This window comes from Acinetobacter sp. TGL-Y2 (assembly GCF_001612555.1).
In the GTDB taxonomy this organism is placed as follows: Bacteria; Pseudomonadota; Gammaproteobacteria; order Pseudomonadales; family Moraxellaceae; genus Acinetobacter.
In genome coordinates, this window is record NZ_CP015110.1 from 2,005,374 (window position 1) to 2,026,108 (window position 20,735).

The following is a 20,735-nucleotide window of genomic DNA, read 5'->3' on the forward strand; positions in this document are numbered from 1 at the left end:
TTAAATACAAAACGGTAGCGCAATAAGTTAATACTACGCTACCGTTTACAGTATTTGTGTAAAAAGTATTAGTTAAATTACATTAACAATACAGTTCGCACAGACTTAGTTGCCCATTTGAGCTTTAATTAAGTCACCAATCGTCTTAGGACCATTTTCAGAAGTTGTTGCTGTTACTTTTAAGTTAGCAACTGCTTCTTTTTCTTCAGCTTCGTCTTTCGCTTTGATTGACAAGTTGATTGCACGTGACTTACGGTCAACGTTGATGATTTTCGCTTCTACTTCTTGACCAACTTCCAAGAATTTAGTTGCATCTTCAACGCGATCACGGTTGATTTCAGAAGCTTTAAGCGATGCTTCAACTTCATCAGCTAACTTGATTGTTGCGCCTTTAGCGTCAACAGCAGTTACAGTACCTTTAACCAATGCACCACGTTCGTTCGTTGCCAAGAAGTCATTGAATGGATCGTTGTTCATTTGTTTGATACCAAGGCTGATACGGTTGCCTTCAGCGTCAACAGACAAGATAACAGCTTCTACAGTGTCACCTTTCTTGTAACGACGAATTGCTTCTTCGCCTTGTTCATTCCAAGAAATATCAGACAAGTGAACTAGACCGTCGATACCACCTGGTAGACCAATGAAGATACCAAAGTCAGTGATCGATTTAATCGTACCAGAAACTTTTTCGCCTTTGTCATGGTCTTTAGCAAACTCTTCCCACGGATTAGCGCGAGTTTGTTTGATGCCCAAAGAAATACGACGACGTTCTTCATCAACTTCAAGAACCATAACATCAACTTCGTCACCAATCTGAACAACTTTAGATGGGTGGATGTTTTTGTTCGTGTGATCCATTTCTGAAACGTGTACTAAACCTTCAACGCCTTCAGCGATTTCTGCGAAACAGCCGTAGTCAGTTAAGTTAGTTACGCGAGCTTTAACGATTGAACCTTTAGGGTAACGGTTCATGATCGCTAACCATGGATCTTCACCAAGTTGCTTAAGACCTAGAGAAACACGGTTACGCTCTTTGTCAAATTTAAGTACTTTAACAGTAACTTCTTGACCCACTTCAACAACTTCTGAAGGGTGTTTGATGCGTTTCCAAGCCATATCTGTGATATGTAGAAGACCGTCAATACCACCAAGGTCAACGAATGCGCCGTAATCAGTAAGATTTTTGATCGTACCTGTAACTGTTTGACCTTCTTCAAGTTGAGAAAGTAATGCTTCACGGTCAGCTGAAGATTCAGCTTCCATAACTGCACGACGAGATACAACAACGTTGTTACGTTTAGCATCAAGTTTGATTACTTTAAACTCTAACTCTTTACCTTCAAGGTGAGTCGTGTCACGGATAGGACGAGTGTCAACCAAAGAACCTGGAAGGAACGCACGTACTGGACCGATGTCTACAGTGAAACCGCCTTTAACCTTACCAGAGATAATACCGGTAACGATTTCGCCGTCTTCAAAGATTTTTTCAAGTTTAGTCCAAGTTTCAGCACGTTTCGCTTTTTCGCGAGAAAGAACTGTTTGGCCCATACCGTTGTCAAGCGCTTCAACAACAACGTCAACAGTGTCGCCAACTTGAACTTCAAGTTCACGTTGTTCGTTTAAGAATTCAGAGCGAGAAACTACGCCTTCAGATTTAAGGCCAGTATCTACAGTTACCCAGTCAGAATCGATGCTAACAACGATACCTTGGATGACTGCACCCTTTTCAACGTTGAGGTTTAATTCACTTGCTTCAAAGAGGGCTGCAAAAGATTCGGTCATGATATACCTAGAAAAGTCAGCGGTCTTGGATCAGACAAGGCCGGTTTAATTAAGTATCCACATAGTCCGTATAAACTGATCAAGCTATGCTTCCACTGATAATAAGTTATTTACCCAACTGCGCGTCAATATAATCGGTCATCAGAGTAAAGACATTTTCAATACTCAAATTTGAGCTATCGATAATGAATGCATCCTCTGCCGGCTTAAGGGGCGCCACAGTTCTCTCCATATCACGCTTATCACGTGCTTGGATATTAGATAAAATGTCGCTTATTTTAACATCTAGCCCCATACCCTGCAACTGCTTTACACGTCGTTCAGCACGAGATTCAGCAGAAGCAGTCAAATATATCTTGGCTTGTGCCTCAGGAAACACAGTCGTTGCCATATCTCGACCATCTGCAACCAAACCTGGTACTTGTGCGAAAATACGTTGGCGCTCAAAAAGTGCTACCCTAAGTGCAGGAATCGCTGCAACTTTTGATGCAAATTCACCCACACGTTCAGTGCGGATGGTTTCAGTGACATCAATATCATCAAGGTAGATTTGAGTACCTTTTACATCACTGATAAATTTGATGTCTAAATGTGTCGCAATCTCTACGCACTGCTCCAAAATCAATATTTGATCAAGAGAATCAATCAAATCTTTTTGATGTAAAGACAATCCCAATAAACGATAAATTGCGCCCGAATCTAATAGATGATATTGATAATGCTGCGCAAGTTTTGCAGCAAGTGTGCCTTTGCCTGAACCACTCGGCCCATCTATCGTAATGATATGAATTGTCATTGCATGTCCAATTTAAACTAGCGTTTTTGCCAACTTCTTGAAACCCAGTGTAATCGCAAGTTTAAGCTGTGCAAGTATTAATTTACTCACAAATGGCGCTCTTGCCTGCAATTCAATCGTGTAAGTAACTAAGGTTTTATTTGCATCAATAGCTTTAAATTCAATCATACCTAAATGATGCTTAATCAATGGATTTTTAATAATCTGATATTCAATACGTTCATTGACATCCAAAAGCGTAATTTGCTCTTGAAGTGGTTTAATCGGACCAATACCCATTTTACGTACTGAACCGACACCATCAGGACGCTGTGGATCTGCGGCATCTTTAATTCGTTCAACCTGAACCGGCGCGAAGACCTGATTATAGGTGGCGTGTTTTGATAAAAGCTCAAAAACAGTTTCGAGCGGCGCATTAAATTCTTGTTTAACTTGGATTGAGTTCATTGTTTTTCCTTTTTATGAAACGATTTTTAAAATTTGACAATTATCCTTGTCAGTTATTTTGCCATAATCATCATTCATTCTGTGGCTGATTTTGTTTTTTTTGTTGTAACCGAAGCTGCTTCTTTTGCTCTCGGCGCATCCTGAAAAAATCAGACAATTGCTGTGAACATTGTTCTTGCATACAGCCTGCTGAAAACTCAAACACATGGTTGTAATAACCATTGTTATTGAGCAGTTGGCGGGCACTGACCAGTGAACCAGCTTTGGGTTCAGTTGCCGCGAAAACCACGCGCTGGATTCTGGAATGAATCAATGCACCTACACACATCGTACATGGCTCTAAAGTCACATATAGCGTTGCATCTTCAGGCAAGCGATAATTTTGAATATTGAGACAAGCCTGACGTATTGCCACCAGTTCAGCATGTGCGGTTGGGTCTTGTTGACTAATCGGGCTATTAAACCCCTGCCCAATCACTTGTCCTTGACTGACAATGACCGCTCCGACTGGAATTTCCCCAATATCAGCGGCCAATGCAGCCTGCGCATAGGCAAGCTGCATCCACTGTTCATCATTCTTACTTTGTACAACCGTCATTTAAGCTTCAATAATACCGTGATGTTTAAGTAATGCATTCCAACTTTCAATATTGGTGATAGGCGGGTTTGAACCCAAGATTGCTTTTAGACTCATCGATTCGGTTGCCGCCCATTCAGGAGACAAGTCTTTATCGACTAAACGTGCACGCACCCCTTCAACAAAATCTGGATGACGAATTTTCCAATCTGAAATTTGAGTCTCAAGATCAAAAACTTCTTGCCATGAATGAACTTGACGTCCCCATTGCCACAGTAACCAAGTAATGGCTGCGGTACTTGGCGAACCTTTTTCGAGGTTTTCACTGGCTTGACGAAGCCAATCACTTCGCGCATCACTTAAACCAATGATCGCTTCATAATCAGCTTCAAAGTGAGCACCGCGACATACACTATGAATCACATCCAAAGAGATTTGCAAAGGTCCTGGCGATACTGGACGGTGTAGACTGTTTAACGTGTCATCTAACGCACGGAAATCACCCGCGGGGTAATGATCCCAATCGATTGAAACAAGCTTTTGCAGAACCACGTCACGCTGAGTATCACAAATATGCGTTGCCCAACCAATACCATAAGCACCTGCCGCAGTCATGATTGAACCGGTCAAGCCTGTAAATAAGCCTACCGGTCCACGGTCTGCTAAGAAGCGACTTGCACCTACATCCGGATATAGACCAATATTCACTTCAGGCATAGCCAAACGTGAATAAGGCGTCACCAGACGAAATGGTGCAGCCATGAACAAACCTAAACCACCGCCCATAACATAACCTTCGCCCCAAACGACAATCGGTTTCGCATAGTTATGTAGCAGTAAATCTAAAGCATACTCTTGCTCAAAGAATTTATTGGCAGCATCTGCCTCGTTATTAATCACCAATTGGCGTAACTTACGAACGTCCCCACCCGCACAAAACGCTTTAGGTGTAGTTGAATCCAACCAAATTGCTTTTACCGCGTCATCTTGATGAAAATCTTGAAAGACTTGCAAAAGTGCAGTCACAATCGACTCATCCAGTGCGTGTAAAGATTTTGGACGGTTTAAACGAATCACACGCCAGCCATTATTCGCCTCTTCAACGATCAAGTCTGGGTGATACTGATGTATATCAGGAGAAATAGTCATGCTTCCAGCTGCCACTTAATTGGCTCAATGCCATTTTGTTTAAGATAATTATTCGTTTTTGAAAACGCCTTACAACCAAAAAAGCCACCCCGGTTCGCCGCCAACGGAGACGGATGCGCTGCTTTAAGCACCAAATGTCTTTCTTGATCTATGCGTTGTCCCTTGCGTTGTGCGTATGCACCCCAAAGAATAAACACAATATGCTCACGCTCTTGATTCAGTATATCAATCACCGCATCGGTGAAATCTTCCCAACCTTGTTTTTGATGCGATGTCGGCTGACCCGCTTCTACAGTGAGTACACTGTTTAGAAGCAATACACCTTCTTCAGCCCATTGGGTCAAGTTACCGTGTTTAGCCGGTGCTATGCCCAAATCCGAATTCAACTCGTGAAAGATATTACGTAAAGATGGAGGCAATGCAAGCCCCTTTTGCACTGAAAAGCTTAAACCATGTGCTTGATTCGGTCCATGATAAGGATCTTGACCAATAATCACCGCTTTGACTTGACTTAAAGGTGTGGTGTTCAATGCACTGAATATAAGCGAGCTAGGTGGATAAATCACTTTATCTGCCTGAATCTCAGCTTTTAAAAATGCGCGCAGTTGATCCATACGTGCACTGAGCAAAAATTCAGTCAAACTATTTTTCCAGCCCTCTTCTAACCGAACCTGATTTAACTTCGTCATGTCGTGTTCGGTCAACTGCATTGCTTATTCATCCTAAATTAAACACTCATATTAAAAAAATTATACATTCACTTGTAAATCAACGACTGGGTTTTCAAATGCCAAGCCTGATTTTAAATGTTGATACATGCTTGGATCTGTCCATTCAGACTCAATTTGTTCTGAAAATATGATTTGATCCAAAGCCAATAAACCCATTTGGGCATTATTAATATCTTCAGCAAAACTTTGTGCATAACCCGTATCAGTTTCATGCACGATGACCGAATAAACTTCAACATCGCCTTCGCCATTTTGGGTCACAGTTGATTTTAAAACTTGCTGTGCCAAATAGAAGAAGATGCGAGAGAACTGTTCAGCTGATGGTGATACAGGTAAAGATACCCATCTTGCGCTAAACGTCTTACACGCTTGAATATATTCTGAATTGTCTTCTTGCCAAAAGCAAATGGCATGATCAAAGCTATCATAAAGATCTTTAATCACCCCTTTAAGCAAACCAAAATCATACACCATTTGTCCATGATCAAGTTTCGACGCTTTTAACAATAACTCGACTTTATAGCTATGACCATGAATAGACCGCTTACAGCGATCGGAGGTGCAATTACGCACAATATGTGCATTTTCAAATTTAAATAACTTACGGATTAACATATGCCACAGCAATCAACAAAACGTTAAGGACTTTGATTATAGATCAAATACGCCAAACGGATCATAAATTTTAACGTTATTGTCCATAGCTAAAAGGGATTAATGCGGTATTGACCTGCTGTTAAAGGCTTTGTTCAATCTGTAAATGAATATGTCTTCGATACAACGTAATCGATAGACTTAAAATGGCGCCAAACTTCTTGAATAAATATACACCTGTTTATCTTCACGCATCAGATAGCTACTAAATTGACGCTTTCGATCTGAAAGCATCACTTCAATCTCAGCTTTAAAAAACGTTGACTTCACATCAAGCAGATTCGCTGTTGTGGTTTTGCTCTTGGCATCAATCTGATCAAAGGGAGAAATCTCCCACAGTTCATTGAGATTTGAAAAATATTCCATATTGGCATTTTTCATCTCTAACATCGTTTGAATAGCATTTGGATCAAGTTGATCGTCTATGGCTGCTAGCACCAAAGCAGGTGCAGTATTGATATTGATTTTAGTACTATGGCTTGGAATTGCCGTTACATAAGGCGCAATCAGGTCATAGTTCGCCCTTTCAAAACCCCGAACTTGTTTAAGCTCTTCTGAACTATGAAATAGAGCATTTGCAGCCCTATAACCTTGAGGCAAACCACTGTAATGATTACTTTCAGCGCCCATGGCACCTACCGTCAAGTCATCCGGATCTTGCCAATCAATCACCGCTTGACTCAGTTCAGGTGTTAGACCCACGCGTTTTAGCAAGCGCTCGAAGTATGCTTGTGCTTCAGGATTCGGTGCACCCTCGGCATTGGTCAAGGTGTTTAAATTAAACTTACCCGATTCATCTATGATTTGCCCAGACACCATTCCACCGTCTATAGGAAAACCAGGCATGGGCTTTGCCCAAACCTCTTGTAAATAGTCTGCGCTTGAATTGGACTCAGCATCTTGAACCAAGACGTCTGAAAAAAAGGACTCTGCACTTTGGGCGTAAAACAAAGATTGATTTTGCCGCATAAGATACGCCGTATTTTCATTGGTATTGGCTTGGCGTTTAGCAATGGTCGCCGCAATAATGGTTGCAAGCGCCACCATCATTAAAATGGTAATAAGGGCAATACCGCGCTGATGCTTCATCTCAACACCCACACTCTAAAGATAGATAAAACAGACTTGCTATAAATAATTTTAAAGTTATTCATCTTTTTGATCTTTTAGAAAATCAGTATTCAACACTGTCAGTATCCATTCATACTCCACATCACGCAGCATAAATTTCACTTTAAAACCTTTCGGCAATAACTGCGCAGTTTTAGCATCTTCTTGACTCATCGAATCTTCAGGCCACTGCGTCAGCTCATTGGGATTTAAGACTTGAATTTGATATTGCTCCACATCGGAGAGCAGTACGCTTGATAAGGGCTGTGCCGAAGCATTCATATTTAATTGTGGATACTTTAAACGGTAAATTTTCTTCTCTTGCTGATTATATTGGTATTCAATGCGCTCAAACGGCGATAAGCCTTGCTTTAAAGGGTCTGTTACGCCCGCCTTGCTAAAACTTAGATTCTGATTGTTTAAGACCAATGCCGGTTGAATCTCGCCTGCAACATTGGCCGTGATGGGTACAATCTGTAAAGCATCACGCTGGATTTGCAAATAGGCGTCTTGAAGCTGTCCAAGATTCTGTTCATGCGTGGCATTACGATCTTTAACTTTGATTAAATAATCAAACACTTTCCAGCCCAAAGCAGACAGCACCGCAAAAATGGCAATGGCAACCAGTAACTCGACCAAGGTAAAGCCAAGATGTTTTCGCGCGATCTGAAGCCTCATAATTGTTTGTCTTTCACAGGATAATTATAAAACACAGTATGATTCACACCAGATTCAACTTTGCCTAGCGCGTTATTATAAAGACTCACCTGCACTTCAACTTTCTGGACATTCGGGCTGATGGTCGATTCCGAACGTTTATCAATCTGCCAAGTTTCACCTTGTGCTGTGATTTGTTTGGACTGTGTGCCCTCTAACCATTCATTATTGATTTGCATTTGCGCAATTTCATTTTGCGCCACAAACTGTGCTTTGGTGCGTAGAATGGAGTGTGCGGTCGATTGGGTATATTGCATCGCCACTTTGGTTAGTGCCATCGCCGCCACTGCGAAAATCGCCAAAGCCACCACGACTTCAATTAAGGTAAACCCTGAACGAGGATGAGCAAAACATTGTTTTGCCCGAGTGCAAGATGAGAAACTTTGTTTCGAATTAACGATTACAGCACTGCTGGATAGTGTCAAAAGCCCATAAGCATTAGTTGAGGAGCAATTTGATGAATTTTTTGTTAAATATCTAGCTTTCATCGATCACCTTCCCCAAATAATCCACCTGAATTAAATCGCCAACAGACTTTTGTTCAAAATACATTTGAATAGTAACCGGTTTGACTTCGCCATTGCCTAACCAAATGAGTTTGGGCGCTTCGGCGCTGATCAAATCTGAATTATTGGCATTTTTAAACTCATGCTCTTCAGCTTGAATTGAAAATGAAACGCCATGTGGTAATTCTTTCATCGGCTGATCTTTGACTTCAGCCCAAGTTTCATTTTGAGTTGATTGGGCAGCCGAGCGATTGAACCCATTTTGATTGGTGTTATTTAAAGCGTGTTGATTAGACATATTGGCATTTCGATACTCTAGTAGACCATATCGAAAAGGCTGGACATCCGTTGCAGGTTGAGTGCTCAGGGCATAAATGCGGGATTGATCATTGGCTTCGCGATTGATACGCTGTAAATCCAACATCAAAATTTCGCGCGCCTGCATCGCTTTACGTTGATCTGTGCCACTCAGGTTCATGACCACCAGAGAGGCCATAATACTGATGATCACAATCACCACCATAAGCTCGATGAGCGTAAAACCCATTTGCTGATGCGATGATTGTGTTGTCATTGGAAATTAAGCCCTAGAATCTGTAGCCATTGACTGCTTCGGCAACATTAACGCCTGATCAATCAAGGTGACACGGAGCGTGTCGCGACATCCCAAATAACGCTGATAAAAACTAGAATTAAGAATAGCAGCACCACCATGTGTCACCGACCAGATGGATGCCAAATAATCACGTGAAGACATGGCACTTTGAATGGCTTCAAGATGGTTTTCTGTCATGCGAATAATAATTCTTAAACGACTTTTACGGATCTGATACATCTCGCTAAACAAATGATTAATGCCTTGCCCTGTGGTCGAAAGACGTTCTTCAATTTGATGAAAAAGCACAGTACGCTCAGGATGATGCAAGTGATGCAACATAAAAAATGCCAAGTGTTCTGGAAATCCTTTTTCAGTGTCACGCACCATTTCTAGCAGCATGCGCTCATTACGAATAATGAGCAACATATACAGCTCATCTTTACTTTGAAAATGTTTATAGAGCGTACCCTTGGCCAAATCCAATTCAGCGGCAAGAGCATCCAAAGTCATTCCTGACTCACCATTTTCTAGAAGAAGTTGTTCAGCTACCTGAAATATTAATGCTTCTCTCGCTCTAAACTGAGCCTGACGATCCATCTTCACTCTATAAGCTCTCTTCTTTTATTCTAACCGTTGAAACGTTATGCTTGCATTCGAAGAAGATTTTCAAAATTTTGGGTAGTGATGAATGCAATCTCTTCGAGTGACTTATCATATACATCACTTAAGGCTTTGGCTACATAGGGAACGTACTTTGGTTCATTAGACTTTCCTCTATAGGGCATAGGCGCAAGATAAGGACTATCTGTTTCAATGAGCAAGCGATCAAGCGGTATTTGCTTGGCCACATCACGTAAATCTTGCGCATTTTTAAACGATACAATGCCTGAAAATGAGATGTAATAGCCACAATCAAGCACTGCTTTGGCGGTTTCCCAGTCTTCGGTGAAACAATGCAAAATACCATGCGTTGATTTTTCAGCACGAATAATGTCAATGGTGTCTGATTTAGACGAACGTGTATGCACCACCACTGGTTTTTTTACAATCTGCGACGCTTGAATATGTCGTGCAAAACAGTCTTTTTGTTCAGCGACAAATTCGGTGCTATGAAAATAATCCAGTCCTGTCTCACCAATCGCCCAAACTTTTTCAAACTGAGCCAGTTTAACCAAGGTTTCAACTGAAGCGCGCTGCATCATGACCGGGTCTTCACACGGATGTACCCCTACGCTATAGCCTACACTTGGATGACGTACTGCAATTTCAGATAAGGCAATATGATCATCCAGATCGACTGAAATGCCCATCATTTTAGATACACCCGCTTCATGGGCTTGCAAAATTGCAGCATCTAGATCGCCGTTATAGGGATCTAGATTTAACAGGGTTAAATGACAGTGTGTATCAACAAACACAGCAACACCTACAGTTTATAAAATTCGTGAACTACATTGTAAAACTAGGATGGTCTGCAGACATACTCCCTGCGAGTAATTTTTCTGCTTCCATTTTGTAATAGATGCCTTTTTCACCACTGAGCTTTATTGCAAAGCCTTGTGGCTTATTAGCGACCTGTTTATGGGATAACCAAATGACTTTGCCAGTGAGCGGAATTTTTTGAGACTGATTGGGTAAGGTTGCCAATACAAACACGTCTTCGCCCATTTTCACCGCTTGCTTTGATGGTACAAATAGGCCGCCACCTTGTACAAAAGGCATATAACTGGCTTGCAAGGTTACACGGTCTGCAATATTGACTTGTAATAATCCGCCCATACGAGGTGGTTGCATTATTTTCCCCTTGTTCTGAGATTAAGATACATTCATTAATTTTATAAATAGCTGATCAACCGCTAAATTACTTTGTACGTTTTGTTCAATCAATTGTTTAAATTCTTGTATGTCAGTATAAAGTGCAAAGAGCTGCTCTAAACTATATTGGGTCGAAATAGTACTAAAATCCAAATCACTATTTTTAACGTTCTGATTCAGCTTGACACAAATAATATCAGACAACAAGTATTCAAATAAGGTCATCAAATCTGCAAAATTTAGCTCTTTATTCCACTTACTCGCATATTGCATAGGCATACTTTTTTGCATGACCAGTTTCTGCCAATCTAGTAAGAAATCAGCACGACGCTTGAGCCACTCCGCTTGTGACAATTGCATCACTTGTAAAGGCATGTCATTGGCAAGTCCCATCAGCAGTGGAATTTGCGCATGCAAGGCAGGCGCTAATTTCTGTTCTAAAAACACCTGCGCCTGAGCATGAGAGACCCGATCTAAAGCAAAATGTTGCATGCGACTGCGAATGGTTGCAGGCAATTTCAAATAATGATCTGCCAGCAAAATAATCACCACCCGATCGCCCGGCTCTTCTAAGGTTTTTAATAATGCATTGGCAGAAGCCATATTTAAAGCTTCAGCTGGTTCAATTACAATGACCCGCCAACCCTCTACCGTTTGCTGAACAAAGGGTTGTAGATCACGAATTTTTTCAATTTTAATTTTGGCATTTTGCTTTTTGTTGTCTTCATCAGTACTGATATGCACATAATTGGGATGCGTATCGGACTTTAACCAAAGACAACTGCTACATTCACCACAAGCCGAGTTTGGCTGTTTATTTAAACATAAAATCCACGCGATAAAATGCTGCGCAAAGGCATGCTTACCACAGCCTTTTTTGCCGTAGAACAATAACCCATGCCCCATATTGGGAAAGCGCTGGGTTAAGTTTTGCCAGACCTGTTCTTGCCACGGATAAACCTGTGAATTTTCAGCATCCATCATGCGTGAGCACACATCCCATTATTCAAAGTTTGAAATATCCATTGCATTTAAACGATCCAAATCTGCTTGTGTGTCAACGCCGGGAGGTAAATTGACTTGCGCCACATCTATTGCAATACGATGACCATTTTCCAGCACCCGAAGTTGCTCTAGGCTTTCTAGCTGTTCGAGCGTGCCTTGCTCCCAAGTCACGTATTCTTGCAGCAATTTCACTCGGTACGCATAGAGTCCTAAATGCCGAAAAGCCTGTGAATGCAATTGTGACTGAGCAAGCTTTGCCCCATCACGATCATAAGGAATGCTTGCACGGCTGAAATAAAGTGCTTCATTCAACTTGGACATCACTACTTTAACAATGCTGTCGCGCTGAAACTCATCCAACTGATGGATCGACTCACACAAGGTCGACATTGAGCAGTTTGGTTTATCAACCAAAAGCTGTGCCACTTGTTGGACCAATGCAGCAGGCAATAAAGGTTCATCACCTTGCACATTGACAATAATATCAGTTGCATCCCAACCTTTGATTTTTGCCACTTCGCTTAAACGATCGGTTCCTGATGGATGATTTGGATGGGTCATCACCACATCGACATCTTCTGCACGGCAAATATCGGCAATCCGCTGATCATCCGTTGCAACACATAAGTCATCAAAGCCTTGCACTTTTCGAGCCTGATCGACGACACGCAAAATCATGGCGCGACCATGAATTTCAAGCAGAGGTTTGCCCGGAAGTCTTGAACTTGAATAACGTGCAGGAATAACAATATGCTTCATGGAATACCTTTAAGAAAGTTGAATACCCAGTTCAGATAACTGCTGGTCTAACAATGGATAACACGCATCAGACAATACTGCTTCAACGGGCACCACCCAAATTTCACGATTAAAATCAGGATGCTTTTTGAGGAGGGGCAACAGCTTTACTGCATCTTTTTCAGTGGTAATAATCGGATTTGAATCTTCAAATTGTAAATCATCAATTTCATAATCATGATGATCCGGAAACTCATGACACTGAAAATGATGTAAGCCAATACTTTCCAATGTGGTATAAAAACGCTGTGGAAAACCAATCCCGACCACCGCATAATAATCCTGATTTAAATCTAGCATTTCAACCTGATCAAACACTGGATTGAGTAAATATGGCTCCCCCACCTGTAGATGCATATTAAACTCGCTTTGCGGCGTTTCTGCATGCTCAATCACGGTGCTATGGGCTAAGCGCTCAACAGGTTCACGTAAGAAACCTTCAGGCAATAACTTTTGATTGCCTAAACCTCGATTACGGTCCAGTACAATCCACTCCAACTGACGCGCCAAGGCCCAATGCTGTAGGCCATCATCACTGATAATCAGATCAAGCTGATGATGCTTTAGCAATAATTCAATACTGGCTTGTCGGTTTGACCCAACAACCATAGGCACTTCAGTGGATTGAACAATTAGACAAGGTTCATCGCCAACAATTTCAGGTAGAGCATCCAATGTCACGGCTGCAGGAAAAGGTCCTTGACCGCCATAACCTCTGCTAATCACACCCACACGCACGTTTTTGCGCTGTAAATACTTGACTAAATGAATCAGTAGCGGGGTCTTGCCACTTCCACCGACCGTAATATTACCAATAATCAGCACGGGAACGGGTGCGGTATAGCGGGTTTTTAAACCCGCATCAAACATTTTTTTATTGAATTGAAATCCAGCTTGATATATCCATGACAAAGGACGCAACACAACCAACCACTTAGCCTGCTTATTCCAAGCATTCTGAATGTTTTGCGCAAGTGACATAGGACTTATTCCTCAAAATTTCGTTGATGCAATTGATAGTAAGCCCCATGCATGTCTAACAGTTCTGCATGTGTTCCTTGCTCAACAATACGTCCTTTGTCCATCACCACAATACGATCTGCATTTTCAATGGTCGATAAACGATGCGCAATCACAATGGTGGTACGATCTTGCATAGCCTGATCAAATGCACGCTGAATAAAATATTCAGATTCATTGTCTAAAGCACTGGTCGCTTCATCTAAAATCAAAATCGGTGCATTTTTCAAAATCGCACGTGCAATTGCGATTCGTTGACGCTGACCACCAGACAGATTCAAACCTTGCGCGCCGAGTGGCGTATCATAGCCTTGTGGCAACGACATAATAAAGTCATGCGCATAGGCAGATTTTGCCGCATGAATCACTTGTTCATCGGTTGCACTTTCAAGTTGACCATAGGCAATATTTTCACGCACAGTACGGTTAAACAACACCACTTGCTGATTCACCATCGCGATTTGTGAACGCAGTGCGGTGGCTTCTATCTCTTGAATTTTATACTGATCAAATAAAATCTGACCCGAACTGACTTCTTGGAAACGCATCAATAGATTCACCAGTGAGGATTTACCTGCCCCTGAACGCCCTACCAAAGCCACGGTTTCACCAGCTTTTACAGTCAAACTAAAGTCTTGAATGGCATGTAGTCCATCAGGATAAATCAAATTTACATTCTGCAGCTGAATATCACCTTTAAGTGCAGGTTGAGCAGAGCCTGTATTTTCTTCTTCTGGTAAATCTAGTAACTCAAATACTGAATAAGCTGCTGCCATACCGCGTTGTAATTTTTCATTAATATCGGTTAAGGCTTTGATCGGTTTACTCAGCATACCCGCGGCGGTTATGTACGCCACAAACTGACCTGCAGATGTATCTTGTAAAATCTCTGGACGCAGCGCAATCCAAATGATCATACTCAATGCCAAAGACATGATGAACTGCACGACAGGACTGTTGAGCTGCTGTACTGCCACCATTTTCAAACCACGACGCAGGTTTTCAAGTGAGCGTTCACGAAAGCGATCTTGTTCGTAACTTTGCCCACCGAAACCCTTCACCACCAAGTGACCATTTACAGTTTCTTGCACCACATGATTGACGTCACCCATGGTGTTTTGGACTTGATTAGAGAGTTTGCGCATGCGTTTGGCTGCAGTACGAATTAAGAGACCGATAATTGGGGTAAAGATCAATATACACAAGGTGAGTCGCCAGTTGGTGTAAAGCAAATAACCCACCAGACCAATAGTGATTAAACCTTGTTGCAGTAAAGTACGCAGGGATTCTGTCGTTGCAGCAGTGAGCTGTTCAACGTTGTACATGATTTTGGCAGTAATATGCCCGCTGGTATTGTCTAAATAATACTGCGCAGGTAACCGCATGAGCTTGCCAAAGACTTCTTGGCGAATATTGAAAATGAGATTCCGGGAAATGACCGAGGTATAATACCCCCCGAGGAATAAACCTAATCCTCGGAAGAACATCAGTAAAACCACTAAAAAGGGAAAAAGATTGGTAAAGCTTTGGTCTTTATTTTGAATGGCATTAATGATGGATTCTAACAACTTCGCCACAGAGACTTCTGTTGCGGCATTAAGGACAAAACCAAAAACTACAATTAAGCCAATTGGCCAGTACTGTTTTAAGTAACTGATCAGACGTATATATACTTTAAAATCTTGATTCACTAATAACCTCTAGTGGGTACCTTGGTACTAATATTAATGTTAACAAAGCCCAACTGACCAGCAACATCCATAACACGAATCACATCTTGATGAGTGGCAGCAGAATCTGCTGCAATCACAAACATCAAATCACGGCGATCATTTGCCGCCTGTTTAATTGCAGCACTTAAATCAGGCACTTCTTTTGAAGATAAGGCCTGACCATTGACTGCATAATGCCCTGACGAGTCTACCATGACCTCAACCTTATGATTGAACTCTTTCGGTGGCACACCTTGAGCATCGGGCAAGCTTAAGTTTAATCTGCTTTGCTGCTGAAAAGTGGTGGTCAGCAACAAAATGACTAAGATAAATAAAATACAATCAATCATGGGTGTTAAATTAATATGAATATCTTCAACACTTCGACGCTTAAATTTCATGGCAGCATCCTTTTATATTAACCCACGTTCGACTGTTCAGCGTCTGTATGATTTTGATAAAATAATGCGGCGTGAAACAAAGTCGATTGCTGTTCTAACTCAGCAATATACTCTTGAACCAAACGCTGAAAATAACGATAGGCAAACAGTGCAGGAATCGCAATCAACATCCCAGCGGCCGTGGTAATCAAGGCTTTAGATAATCCAGGAATCATCATGGTTGGACTGGTGCCTGACGCCAAATCCATCACCAAGAAGGATTCAATAATCCCGACCACCGTGCCTAAAAGCCCTAATAGGGGTGCAACAGCACTTAATGTTCCTAGAAAATTCACATTTTTTTCTAAGTAGCCAATCTCACGTGATGCCGTGGCTTCCATTTGAGCTCGAGCAAAAGTCTCACCTTGCGGTTGGGCTTCAATGGCTTCTTTAAAAATACTGCCCAGCGCCGATTGAGACTGATCTTGATTTAAACTTTTAATGACAGCATCTAACTTTCGACCTTTGCGCATCATCAAATGTTGCGGCAAAACCAAAGCTCGCTTTAAGCGAATGAACCGCTCTAAGGAAATGGCCACGGTAAAAATCGAACACAACACCAACGGCAGCATTAACCAACCGCCTGCTTTAACCAGTTCCCACATTTTTAATTCCCCAAAATTAAAAAATTAGCGACTTAAGCTTTTTATTTGCCCGTTAAACAGATATTTAAAATCCCATCTAACTCATCCAGTGAATGATAATGAATCACGAGCTTGCCCTTACCGTGCTTATTATGATCAATTTTCACATCGGCACTGAAACGTTCAGATAACTTCTGTGTTAATTGTTCAATATCAGAAGAGAGCGACGCTTTCGGCTTATCTTGCTTCGGCGCATTCAAATCACGCACCAACTGTTCGGTTTGACGCACAGATAATCTTTTTTCAATCACTATTTTAGCAATCTGAATCTGATCTTTAGGCTTTAAGGTCAAAATTGCGCGCGCATGCCCCATGTCCAATTGACCATGTTGAATATGGTCTTTAATCGGATCAGCCAGGCTCAAAAGTCTCAACAAATTGCTGACAGTCGTGCGTGCTTTACCCACCGTTTCTGCAATTTCTTGATGACTTAAACCAAATTCTTCATGAAAACGCTGTAATGCCATGGCCTGATCAATTGGATTCAAATCTTGACGCTGAATGTTTTCAATTAAGGCCAAAGCAATCGCCACTTGATCGGTGAGATCACGAACAATGGCGGGAACCGTGCTCAAACCTGCAATTTGAGCTGCACGCCAACGACGTTCACCCGCAATAATTTCATAGCTAAATTGTTCATCATCCACTGGACGAATCACAATCGGCTGCATGACACCGTGTTTTTTTATCGACGCTGCGAGTTCTTGCAAATCTTCTTCATGAATAAATCGACGTGGCTGATAATTACCACGCTTCAATACTTTCACATCAATTTGCTTCAGTTGACCATGATCTAGCGCTTGGACTTCAAGTTGTAGTTTTTCTTTTTGAATCGACCCCAATAATGCATCTAAACCACGACCTTTCGCCAAGCCTCGTTTTTTTACGGTCATGTCTTACTTCCTTTTTTCACTTTGGTTTTTTTTAACATCTCAGCAGCTAAATTTAAGTAGGCCACTGCACCCTTAGAGCTTTTTTCAAAATAAATAATCGGCAAACCATGTGCCGGCGCTTCCGCTAGGCGGACATTTCTTGGAATAACGGTGGTATATAGTTTTTTACCGAAATATTGATCAAGCTCATTTGACACATCACGGGTCAAAGCATTACGTGCATCATACATAGTCCTCAGCACACCTATAATTTCTAACTGAGGATTTAAAGCTTGCTGAATACGATCAATGGTTTGGGTTAAATCTGCAAGCCCTTCCAAAGCATAGTATTCACATTGCATTGGAATGAGCACGCTATCTACTGCTGCCAAAGCATTGATGGTAATTAAGCTTAAACTTGGCGCACAGTCAACAATAATATAATCATAACTGCCTTCAATTTGCTTTAAGGCTTCTCGCAAAATAAATTCACGCCCGTCTTGCTCCGCAATCGCAAGCTCGACCCCAGCCAAATCACGGTTTGAACCTAAAACCTTATAACCCACTTCAGCTTTGGTAATGGCGGTTTCAATCGGTACATCACCCAGCAAAACATCCGTCACCGAATACAGTAGATCATTTTTTTGAATACCTGATCCCATGGTGGCATTACCTTGGGAATCCATATCAATCAATAACACACGTTTTTTTAATACGGCCAAAGATGCAGCCAAATTTACCGCAGTTGTGGTTTTACCCACGCCGCCTTTTTGGTTCGCAATTGCAATAATTTGAGCCATGCTCACCCCAATCCTTAGAAATTTTTCAAATCTGTTTTAATAAAAGTAGATGGCGCTGTTCATCTAGACGTGGAACATGAAGCTCAACAATCTCACAGCTCCACTCACGCTTAAGCTGTTCAATTTCTTCCGCTGGAATCAAACCTTTCATCGATGCAATGATGCTTTTCTCATGCATAAACGGACGTGAAGCTTCAACGAAATCGGTTAATGATGCAAAAGCACGACTGGTAATCACATCGAACTTACCTAGCTCATCGATGCTGTCGACATTTTCAACGCGCGTTTGAACCGCAACCACATTTTTTAATTTTAAATCAGCAATAAACTGCTTCAAGAAACGAATTTTCTTACCATTTGAATCGAGCAACACACATTGACGCTCTGGCTGACACAAGGCAACAATCATACCCGGCATACCGCCACCTGTACCGATATCGAGCAAACGACCTTCGGGTAAATCGTTCAAAATACTCAAACTATCCAGCAAATGCTTCACCAGCATTTCTTTTGGATCACGAATCGCGGTGAGATTGTAGGCTTTATTCCAAAGCACCAAAGAATCTTGATACTTCAACAATAAATTTAATGCCTCATCACTTAGTGTTAAACCAAGTTTAAGACTACCCTGTTGTAACTCTTGGAAAAATGGATGCATAAACAGATAACATCAAAGTAAAATTTAAATCAAAGTATACCGATTTATGCACCGTGGAACACTATTTAACGCTTAGTGATTACACACTTAATCAAATAAGCCCTGACGAATCTGTAAATCTAACTGTGTCAGACGCTCAGGTGTTCCCACATCGACCCACATGCCTTGCATTTTTTCAGCAGAAACCTGTCCATCTAACATGGCTTGTTTTAACAGTGGCGCAAGTGGTCGTTTGCCCGCATCCAAATTCTCGAACATTTTGGGATGAATGACCGCAACACCGCTATAGGTCAGATTCTCGCCTTGCTGCTTTTGATCAAAAGTATAAGCACGACCAGTAGCCAAGGTGAAGTCACCCTTTGGATGTTGTTCTGGATTGGGCACAAAAACCAAATGTGCAAGATCTGTATTTGAGCCTGCTTTTAAATCAATCTCTAAAAGGGGCGCAAAATCCATTGTGGTCCAAACATCACCATTGACCAAAATAAAAGGCTGATCGCCTAAAAGTGGCAAAGCATTGATAATACCGCCTGCGGTTTCTAGGCCTTCATCTTCACGGGTCCAACGAATGGTCACACCGTATTTTGAACCATCACCTAATGCACCAATCAATTTATCGGCAAGCCATGCAGAATTAATGATGATCTCTTTCACACCAATGCTTTTAAGCTTTTCAATATGCCAAACAATGAGCGGCTTTCCACCGACTTCCAAAAGCGGTTTTGGCGTATATAAAGTTAAAGGACGCATCCGACTGCCTAAACCCGCAGCTAAAATCATCGCTTTCATTAGGCCACCACCTCATATTTTCCAAACTTTTCTTCAACTTTTGGCAACACACGCGTTTGCATGAACTGAATAAAAGGTGCGAGTTCTGTATAAGGTTTACTTTCTTCGAGCAAATACCACATGACACGCGGTAAATCTTTTAAATAACCTGACTTACCGTCACGCTCAAACAAACGTACAAAAATACCCAAAATTTTGATATGACGTTGAATCGCCATCATATCTGCGTCTTGTTTAAACTGTTCAAAATGACGGTCTTGTTTTGATGAATCTGGTAACAAGTCATAAAAGGTTTTAAACCAACCATAGACACGATCCGCATTCCACTGCACATACGCATCACGTGTGATCGAGATCAAATCGTAGGTGTCCGCACCAATCACAGCATCTTGAAAATCAATTACACCCTGCTCAGTTTCGCCTTCAATCACCATTAAGTTACGACTATGAAAATCACGATGCACAATCACTTGAGGCTGTGCGACAGCTGCATTAGCTAAAATTGCAAAGCTACGCTTGATCAGTGCTGTCTCATCTTGCGTCGGCTGAATCTTGAGAGATGGCAACAACCAATCCGTGAGAAGTTCCATTTCACTGATTAATTTTTCATAAGAATACTCAGGTAACTCACCTGTGCCATCAATCGATTGCAATTGAATCAACTGTTTAAAACTTTGTGCATAATGCCCATCGACCGTCTGATCATTGAGCAAGGTGGAGAGCACCACATCTCCAAAATCTTCAAGCAATAAAAAACCATGCTCTAAATCTTTGGCAAGAATATGCGGCACACGTACCCCATGCTGATCAAAGAACTCATCAATCGTCACAAAAGGTACACAATCTTCCTGATCAGGAGGTGCATCCATGAGCATAAATGTTTTATTATTCAAAGTAATTCGTGCATAACGACGGAAACTCGCATCGCCTGCTAAAAATTTGATTTCACAGTTCTCTGATTGAAGTACAGATGTAATCCATGTTTGTATCAATTGTTCGCGTTGTGTATTCATTTGCTATAAATTCTAGTACAGGCTGAATATTTGAAGCGCTAAGTGTAGCCACTTATCCAATTTTTCTCTATGATGCGACAATAATTAATTGCGATCAGCATA

Annotated in this window: 24 protein-coding genes and 1 pseudogene; all 25 read right to left on the minus strand. The window is 41.6% G+C overall.

From position 1 onward, the window contains the following. Positions 1–105: 105 nt before the first annotated feature. Entirely contained in the window at positions 106–1,782 is a 1,677-nt protein-coding gene (gene rpsA, locus AMD27_RS09570; protein ID WP_067659573.1) for a 30S ribosomal protein S1, read from the minus strand. A 106-nt stretch (positions 1,783–1,888) separates the two neighbouring features. After that, positions 1,889–2,578: a (d)CMP kinase gene (cmk, locus tag AMD27_RS09575; RefSeq protein WP_067659576.1), complete on the minus strand. Its 690-nt coding sequence runs from the start codon at positions 2,576–2,578 to the stop codon at positions 1,889–1,891. A 12-nt stretch (positions 2,579–2,590) separates the two neighbouring features. Further along, complete coding sequence (locus AMD27_RS09580) at positions 2,591–3,025, minus strand: SRPBCC family protein (RefSeq protein WP_067659579.1); 435 nt, start codon at positions 3,023–3,025, stop codon at positions 2,591–2,593. Between the two features lie 70 nt (positions 3,026–3,095). Next, positions 3,096–3,623, minus strand: a complete 528-nt coding sequence (gene tadA / locus AMD27_RS09585; RefSeq protein ID WP_067659583.1) for a tRNA adenosine(34) deaminase TadA — start codon at positions 3,621–3,623, stop codon at positions 3,096–3,098. Continuing rightward, positions 3,624–4,751, minus strand: coding sequence for an enoyl-CoA hydratase/isomerase family protein (locus AMD27_RS09590; RefSeq protein ID WP_067659586.1), 1,128 nt, complete (start codon positions 4,749–4,751; stop codon positions 3,624–3,626). Further along, the gene (ung, locus tag AMD27_RS09595; protein ID WP_067659589.1) at positions 4,748–5,461 is read right to left on the minus strand and encodes a uracil-DNA glycosylase; all 714 of its coding nucleotides are present in this window, start codon (positions 5,459–5,461) and stop codon (positions 4,748–4,750) included. Before ung ends, AMD27_RS09590 begins: the two co-directional genes overlap by 4 nt. Positions 5,462–5,500: 39 nt before the next feature. Beyond that, positions 5,501–6,097 (minus strand): 6-pyruvoyl trahydropterin synthase family protein, encoded by a 597-nt coding sequence (locus AMD27_RS09600; protein ID WP_067659592.1) that lies wholly within the window; start codon positions 6,095–6,097, stop codon positions 5,501–5,503. A 180-nt stretch (positions 6,098–6,277) separates the two neighbouring features. Continuing rightward, complete coding sequence (gspK, locus tag AMD27_RS09605; RefSeq protein WP_067659595.1) at positions 6,278–7,225, minus strand: type II secretion system minor pseudopilin GspK; 948 nt, start codon at positions 7,223–7,225, stop codon at positions 6,278–6,280. Positions 7,226–7,282: 57 nt separating this feature from the next. Continuing rightward, entirely contained in the window at positions 7,283–7,924 is a 642-nt protein-coding gene (gspJ, locus tag AMD27_RS09610) for a type II secretion system minor pseudopilin GspJ (protein WP_067659599.1), read from the minus strand. Further along, a pseudogene (gspI, locus tag AMD27_RS09615) lies at positions 7,921–8,295 on the minus strand (type II secretion system minor pseudopilin GspI); the annotation flags it as partial. The gene gspJ and the pseudogene gspI, both read right to left, overlap by 4 nt. A gap of 145 nt (positions 8,296–8,440) precedes the next feature. Continuing rightward, positions 8,441–9,043 carry a pilus assembly FimT family protein gene (locus tag AMD27_RS09620; protein WP_067659602.1) on the minus strand — a complete coding sequence of 201 codons (603 nt, stop codon included), beginning with the start codon at positions 9,041–9,043 and terminating at the stop codon, positions 8,441–8,443. A gap of 6 nt (positions 9,044–9,049) precedes the next feature. After that, complete coding sequence (locus AMD27_RS09625; RefSeq protein WP_067659605.1) at positions 9,050–9,664, minus strand: TetR/AcrR family transcriptional regulator; 615 nt, start codon at positions 9,662–9,664, stop codon at positions 9,050–9,052. A gap of 44 nt (positions 9,665–9,708) precedes the next feature. Then, complete coding sequence (locus AMD27_RS09630; RefSeq protein ID WP_067659608.1) at positions 9,709–10,485, minus strand: TatD family hydrolase; 777 nt, start codon at positions 10,483–10,485, stop codon at positions 9,709–9,711. 31 nt (positions 10,486–10,516) lie between these two features. Further along, complete coding sequence (locus AMD27_RS09635) at positions 10,517–10,861, minus strand: PilZ domain-containing protein (protein WP_067659611.1); 345 nt, start codon at positions 10,859–10,861, stop codon at positions 10,517–10,519. A 21-nt stretch (positions 10,862–10,882) separates the two neighbouring features. Continuing rightward, positions 10,883–11,863, minus strand: coding sequence for a DNA polymerase III subunit delta' (locus tag AMD27_RS09640; protein WP_150115806.1), 981 nt, complete (start codon positions 11,861–11,863; stop codon positions 10,883–10,885). Positions 11,864–11,884: 21 nt separating this feature from the next. Then, positions 11,885–12,646 (minus strand): 3-deoxy-manno-octulosonate cytidylyltransferase, encoded by a 762-nt coding sequence (gene kdsB / locus AMD27_RS09645; RefSeq protein ID WP_067659617.1) that lies wholly within the window; start codon positions 12,644–12,646, stop codon positions 11,885–11,887. Positions 12,647–12,655: 9 nt separating this feature from the next. Further along, a complete protein-coding gene (lpxK, locus tag AMD27_RS09650) occupies positions 12,656–13,666 on the minus strand; it encodes a tetraacyldisaccharide 4'-kinase (protein ID WP_067659620.1) in 1,011 nt (336 codons plus the stop codon). 5 nt (positions 13,667–13,671) lie between these two features. Beyond that, positions 13,672–15,396 (minus strand): lipid A export permease/ATP-binding protein MsbA, encoded by a 1,725-nt coding sequence (gene msbA / locus AMD27_RS09655; RefSeq protein ID WP_067659623.1) that lies wholly within the window; start codon positions 15,394–15,396, stop codon positions 13,672–13,674. Beyond that, positions 15,396–15,818, minus strand: a complete 423-nt coding sequence (locus AMD27_RS09660) for an ExbD/TolR family protein (protein ID WP_067659627.1) — start codon at positions 15,816–15,818, stop codon at positions 15,396–15,398. The genes msbA and AMD27_RS09660 overlap by 1 nt, the downstream gene beginning before the upstream one ends. A gap of 17 nt (positions 15,819–15,835) precedes the next feature. Continuing rightward, a complete protein-coding gene (locus AMD27_RS09665; RefSeq protein WP_067659631.1) occupies positions 15,836–16,462 on the minus strand; it encodes a MotA/TolQ/ExbB proton channel family protein in 627 nt (208 codons plus the stop codon). A 41-nt stretch (positions 16,463–16,503) separates the two neighbouring features. Continuing rightward, on the minus strand, positions 16,504–17,394 hold the full coding sequence (locus AMD27_RS09670) for a ParB/RepB/Spo0J family partition protein (protein ID WP_067659634.1): 891 nt from the start codon (positions 17,392–17,394) through the stop codon (positions 16,504–16,506). Continuing rightward, entirely contained in the window at positions 17,391–18,173 is a 783-nt protein-coding gene (locus AMD27_RS09675) for a ParA family protein (RefSeq protein ID WP_067659637.1), read from the minus strand. The genes AMD27_RS09670 and AMD27_RS09675 overlap by 4 nt, the downstream gene beginning before the upstream one ends. Positions 18,174–18,198: 25 nt before the next feature. Further along, positions 18,199–18,831 (minus strand): 16S rRNA (guanine(527)-N(7))-methyltransferase RsmG, encoded by a 633-nt coding sequence (gene rsmG, locus AMD27_RS09680; protein ID WP_067659640.1) that lies wholly within the window; start codon positions 18,829–18,831, stop codon positions 18,199–18,201. A gap of 87 nt (positions 18,832–18,918) precedes the next feature. Next, entirely contained in the window at positions 18,919–19,620 is a 702-nt protein-coding gene (gene murU / locus AMD27_RS09685) for an N-acetylmuramate alpha-1-phosphate uridylyltransferase MurU (RefSeq protein WP_067659643.1), read from the minus strand. Continuing rightward, on the minus strand, positions 19,620–20,633 hold the full coding sequence (locus AMD27_RS09690) for an aminoglycoside phosphotransferase family protein (RefSeq protein WP_067659646.1): 1,014 nt from the start codon (positions 20,631–20,633) through the stop codon (positions 19,620–19,622). Before AMD27_RS09690 ends, murU begins: the two co-directional genes overlap by 1 nt. Positions 20,634–20,735 lie beyond the last annotated feature (102 nt).

Coding starts and splice junctions, on each gene's coding strand:
- murU (WP_067659643.1), bottom strand. CDS start 19,620: ATGAAAGCGATGATTTTAGCTGCGGGTTTAGGCAGTCGGATGCGTCCT.
- gspK (WP_067659595.1), bottom strand. CDS start 7,225: ATGAAGCATCAGCGCGGTATTGCCCTTATTACCATTTTAATGATGGTG.
- AMD27_RS09625 (WP_067659605.1), bottom strand. CDS start 9,664: ATGGATCGTCAGGCTCAGTTTAGAGCGAGAGAAGCATTAATATTTCAG.
- lpxK (WP_067659620.1), bottom strand. CDS start 13,666: ATGTCACTTGCGCAAAACATTCAGAATGCTTGGAATAAGCAGGCTAAG.
- AMD27_RS09620 (WP_067659602.1), bottom strand. CDS start 9,043: ATGACAACACAATCATCGCATCAGCAAATGGGTTTTACGCTCATCGAG.
- AMD27_RS09670 (WP_067659634.1), bottom strand. CDS start 17,394: ATGACCGTAAAAAAACGAGGCTTGGCGAAAGGTCGTGGTTTAGATGCA.
- AMD27_RS09640 (WP_150115806.1), bottom strand. CDS start 11,863: ATGGATGCTGAAAATTCACAGGTTTATCCGTGGCAAGAACAGGTCTGG.
- cmk (WP_067659576.1), bottom strand. CDS start 2,578: ATGACAATTCATATCATTACGATAGATGGGCCGAGTGGTTCAGGCAAA.
- AMD27_RS09635 (WP_067659611.1), bottom strand. CDS start 10,861: ATGCAACCACCTCGTATGGGCGGATTATTACAAGTCAATATTGCAGAC.
- AMD27_RS09675 (WP_067659637.1), bottom strand. CDS start 18,173: ATGGCTCAAATTATTGCAATTGCGAACCAAAAAGGCGGCGTGGGTAAA.
- tadA (WP_067659583.1), bottom strand. CDS start 3,623: ATGACGGTTGTACAAAGTAAGAATGATGAACAGTGGATGCAGCTTGCC.
- AMD27_RS09690 (WP_067659646.1), bottom strand. CDS start 20,633: ATGAATACACAACGCGAACAATTGATACAAACATGGATTACATCTGTA.
- rpsA (WP_067659573.1), bottom strand. CDS start 1,782: ATGACCGAATCTTTTGCAGCCCTCTTTGAAGCAAGTGAATTAAACCTC.
- AMD27_RS09660 (WP_067659627.1), bottom strand. CDS start 15,818: ATGAAATTTAAGCGTCGAAGTGTTGAAGATATTCATATTAATTTAACA.
- AMD27_RS09580 (WP_067659579.1), bottom strand. CDS start 3,025: ATGAACTCAATCCAAGTTAAACAAGAATTTAATGCGCCGCTCGAAACT.
- AMD27_RS09590 (WP_067659586.1), bottom strand. CDS start 4,751: ATGACTATTTCTCCTGATATACATCAGTATCACCCAGACTTGATCGTT.
- rsmG (WP_067659640.1), bottom strand. CDS start 18,831: ATGCATCCATTTTTCCAAGAGTTACAACAGGGTAGTCTTAAACTTGGT.
- gspJ (WP_067659599.1), bottom strand. CDS start 7,924: ATGAGGCTTCAGATCGCGCGAAAACATCTTGGCTTTACCTTGGTCGAG.
- ung (WP_067659589.1), bottom strand. CDS start 5,461: ATGCAGTTGACCGAACACGACATGACGAAGTTAAATCAGGTTCGGTTA.
- kdsB (WP_067659617.1), bottom strand. CDS start 12,646: ATGAAGCATATTGTTATTCCTGCACGTTATTCAAGTTCAAGACTTCCG.
- AMD27_RS09665 (WP_067659631.1), bottom strand. CDS start 16,462: ATGTGGGAACTGGTTAAAGCAGGCGGTTGGTTAATGCTGCCGTTGGTG.
- AMD27_RS09600 (WP_067659592.1), bottom strand. CDS start 6,097: ATGTTAATCCGTAAGTTATTTAAATTTGAAAATGCACATATTGTGCGT.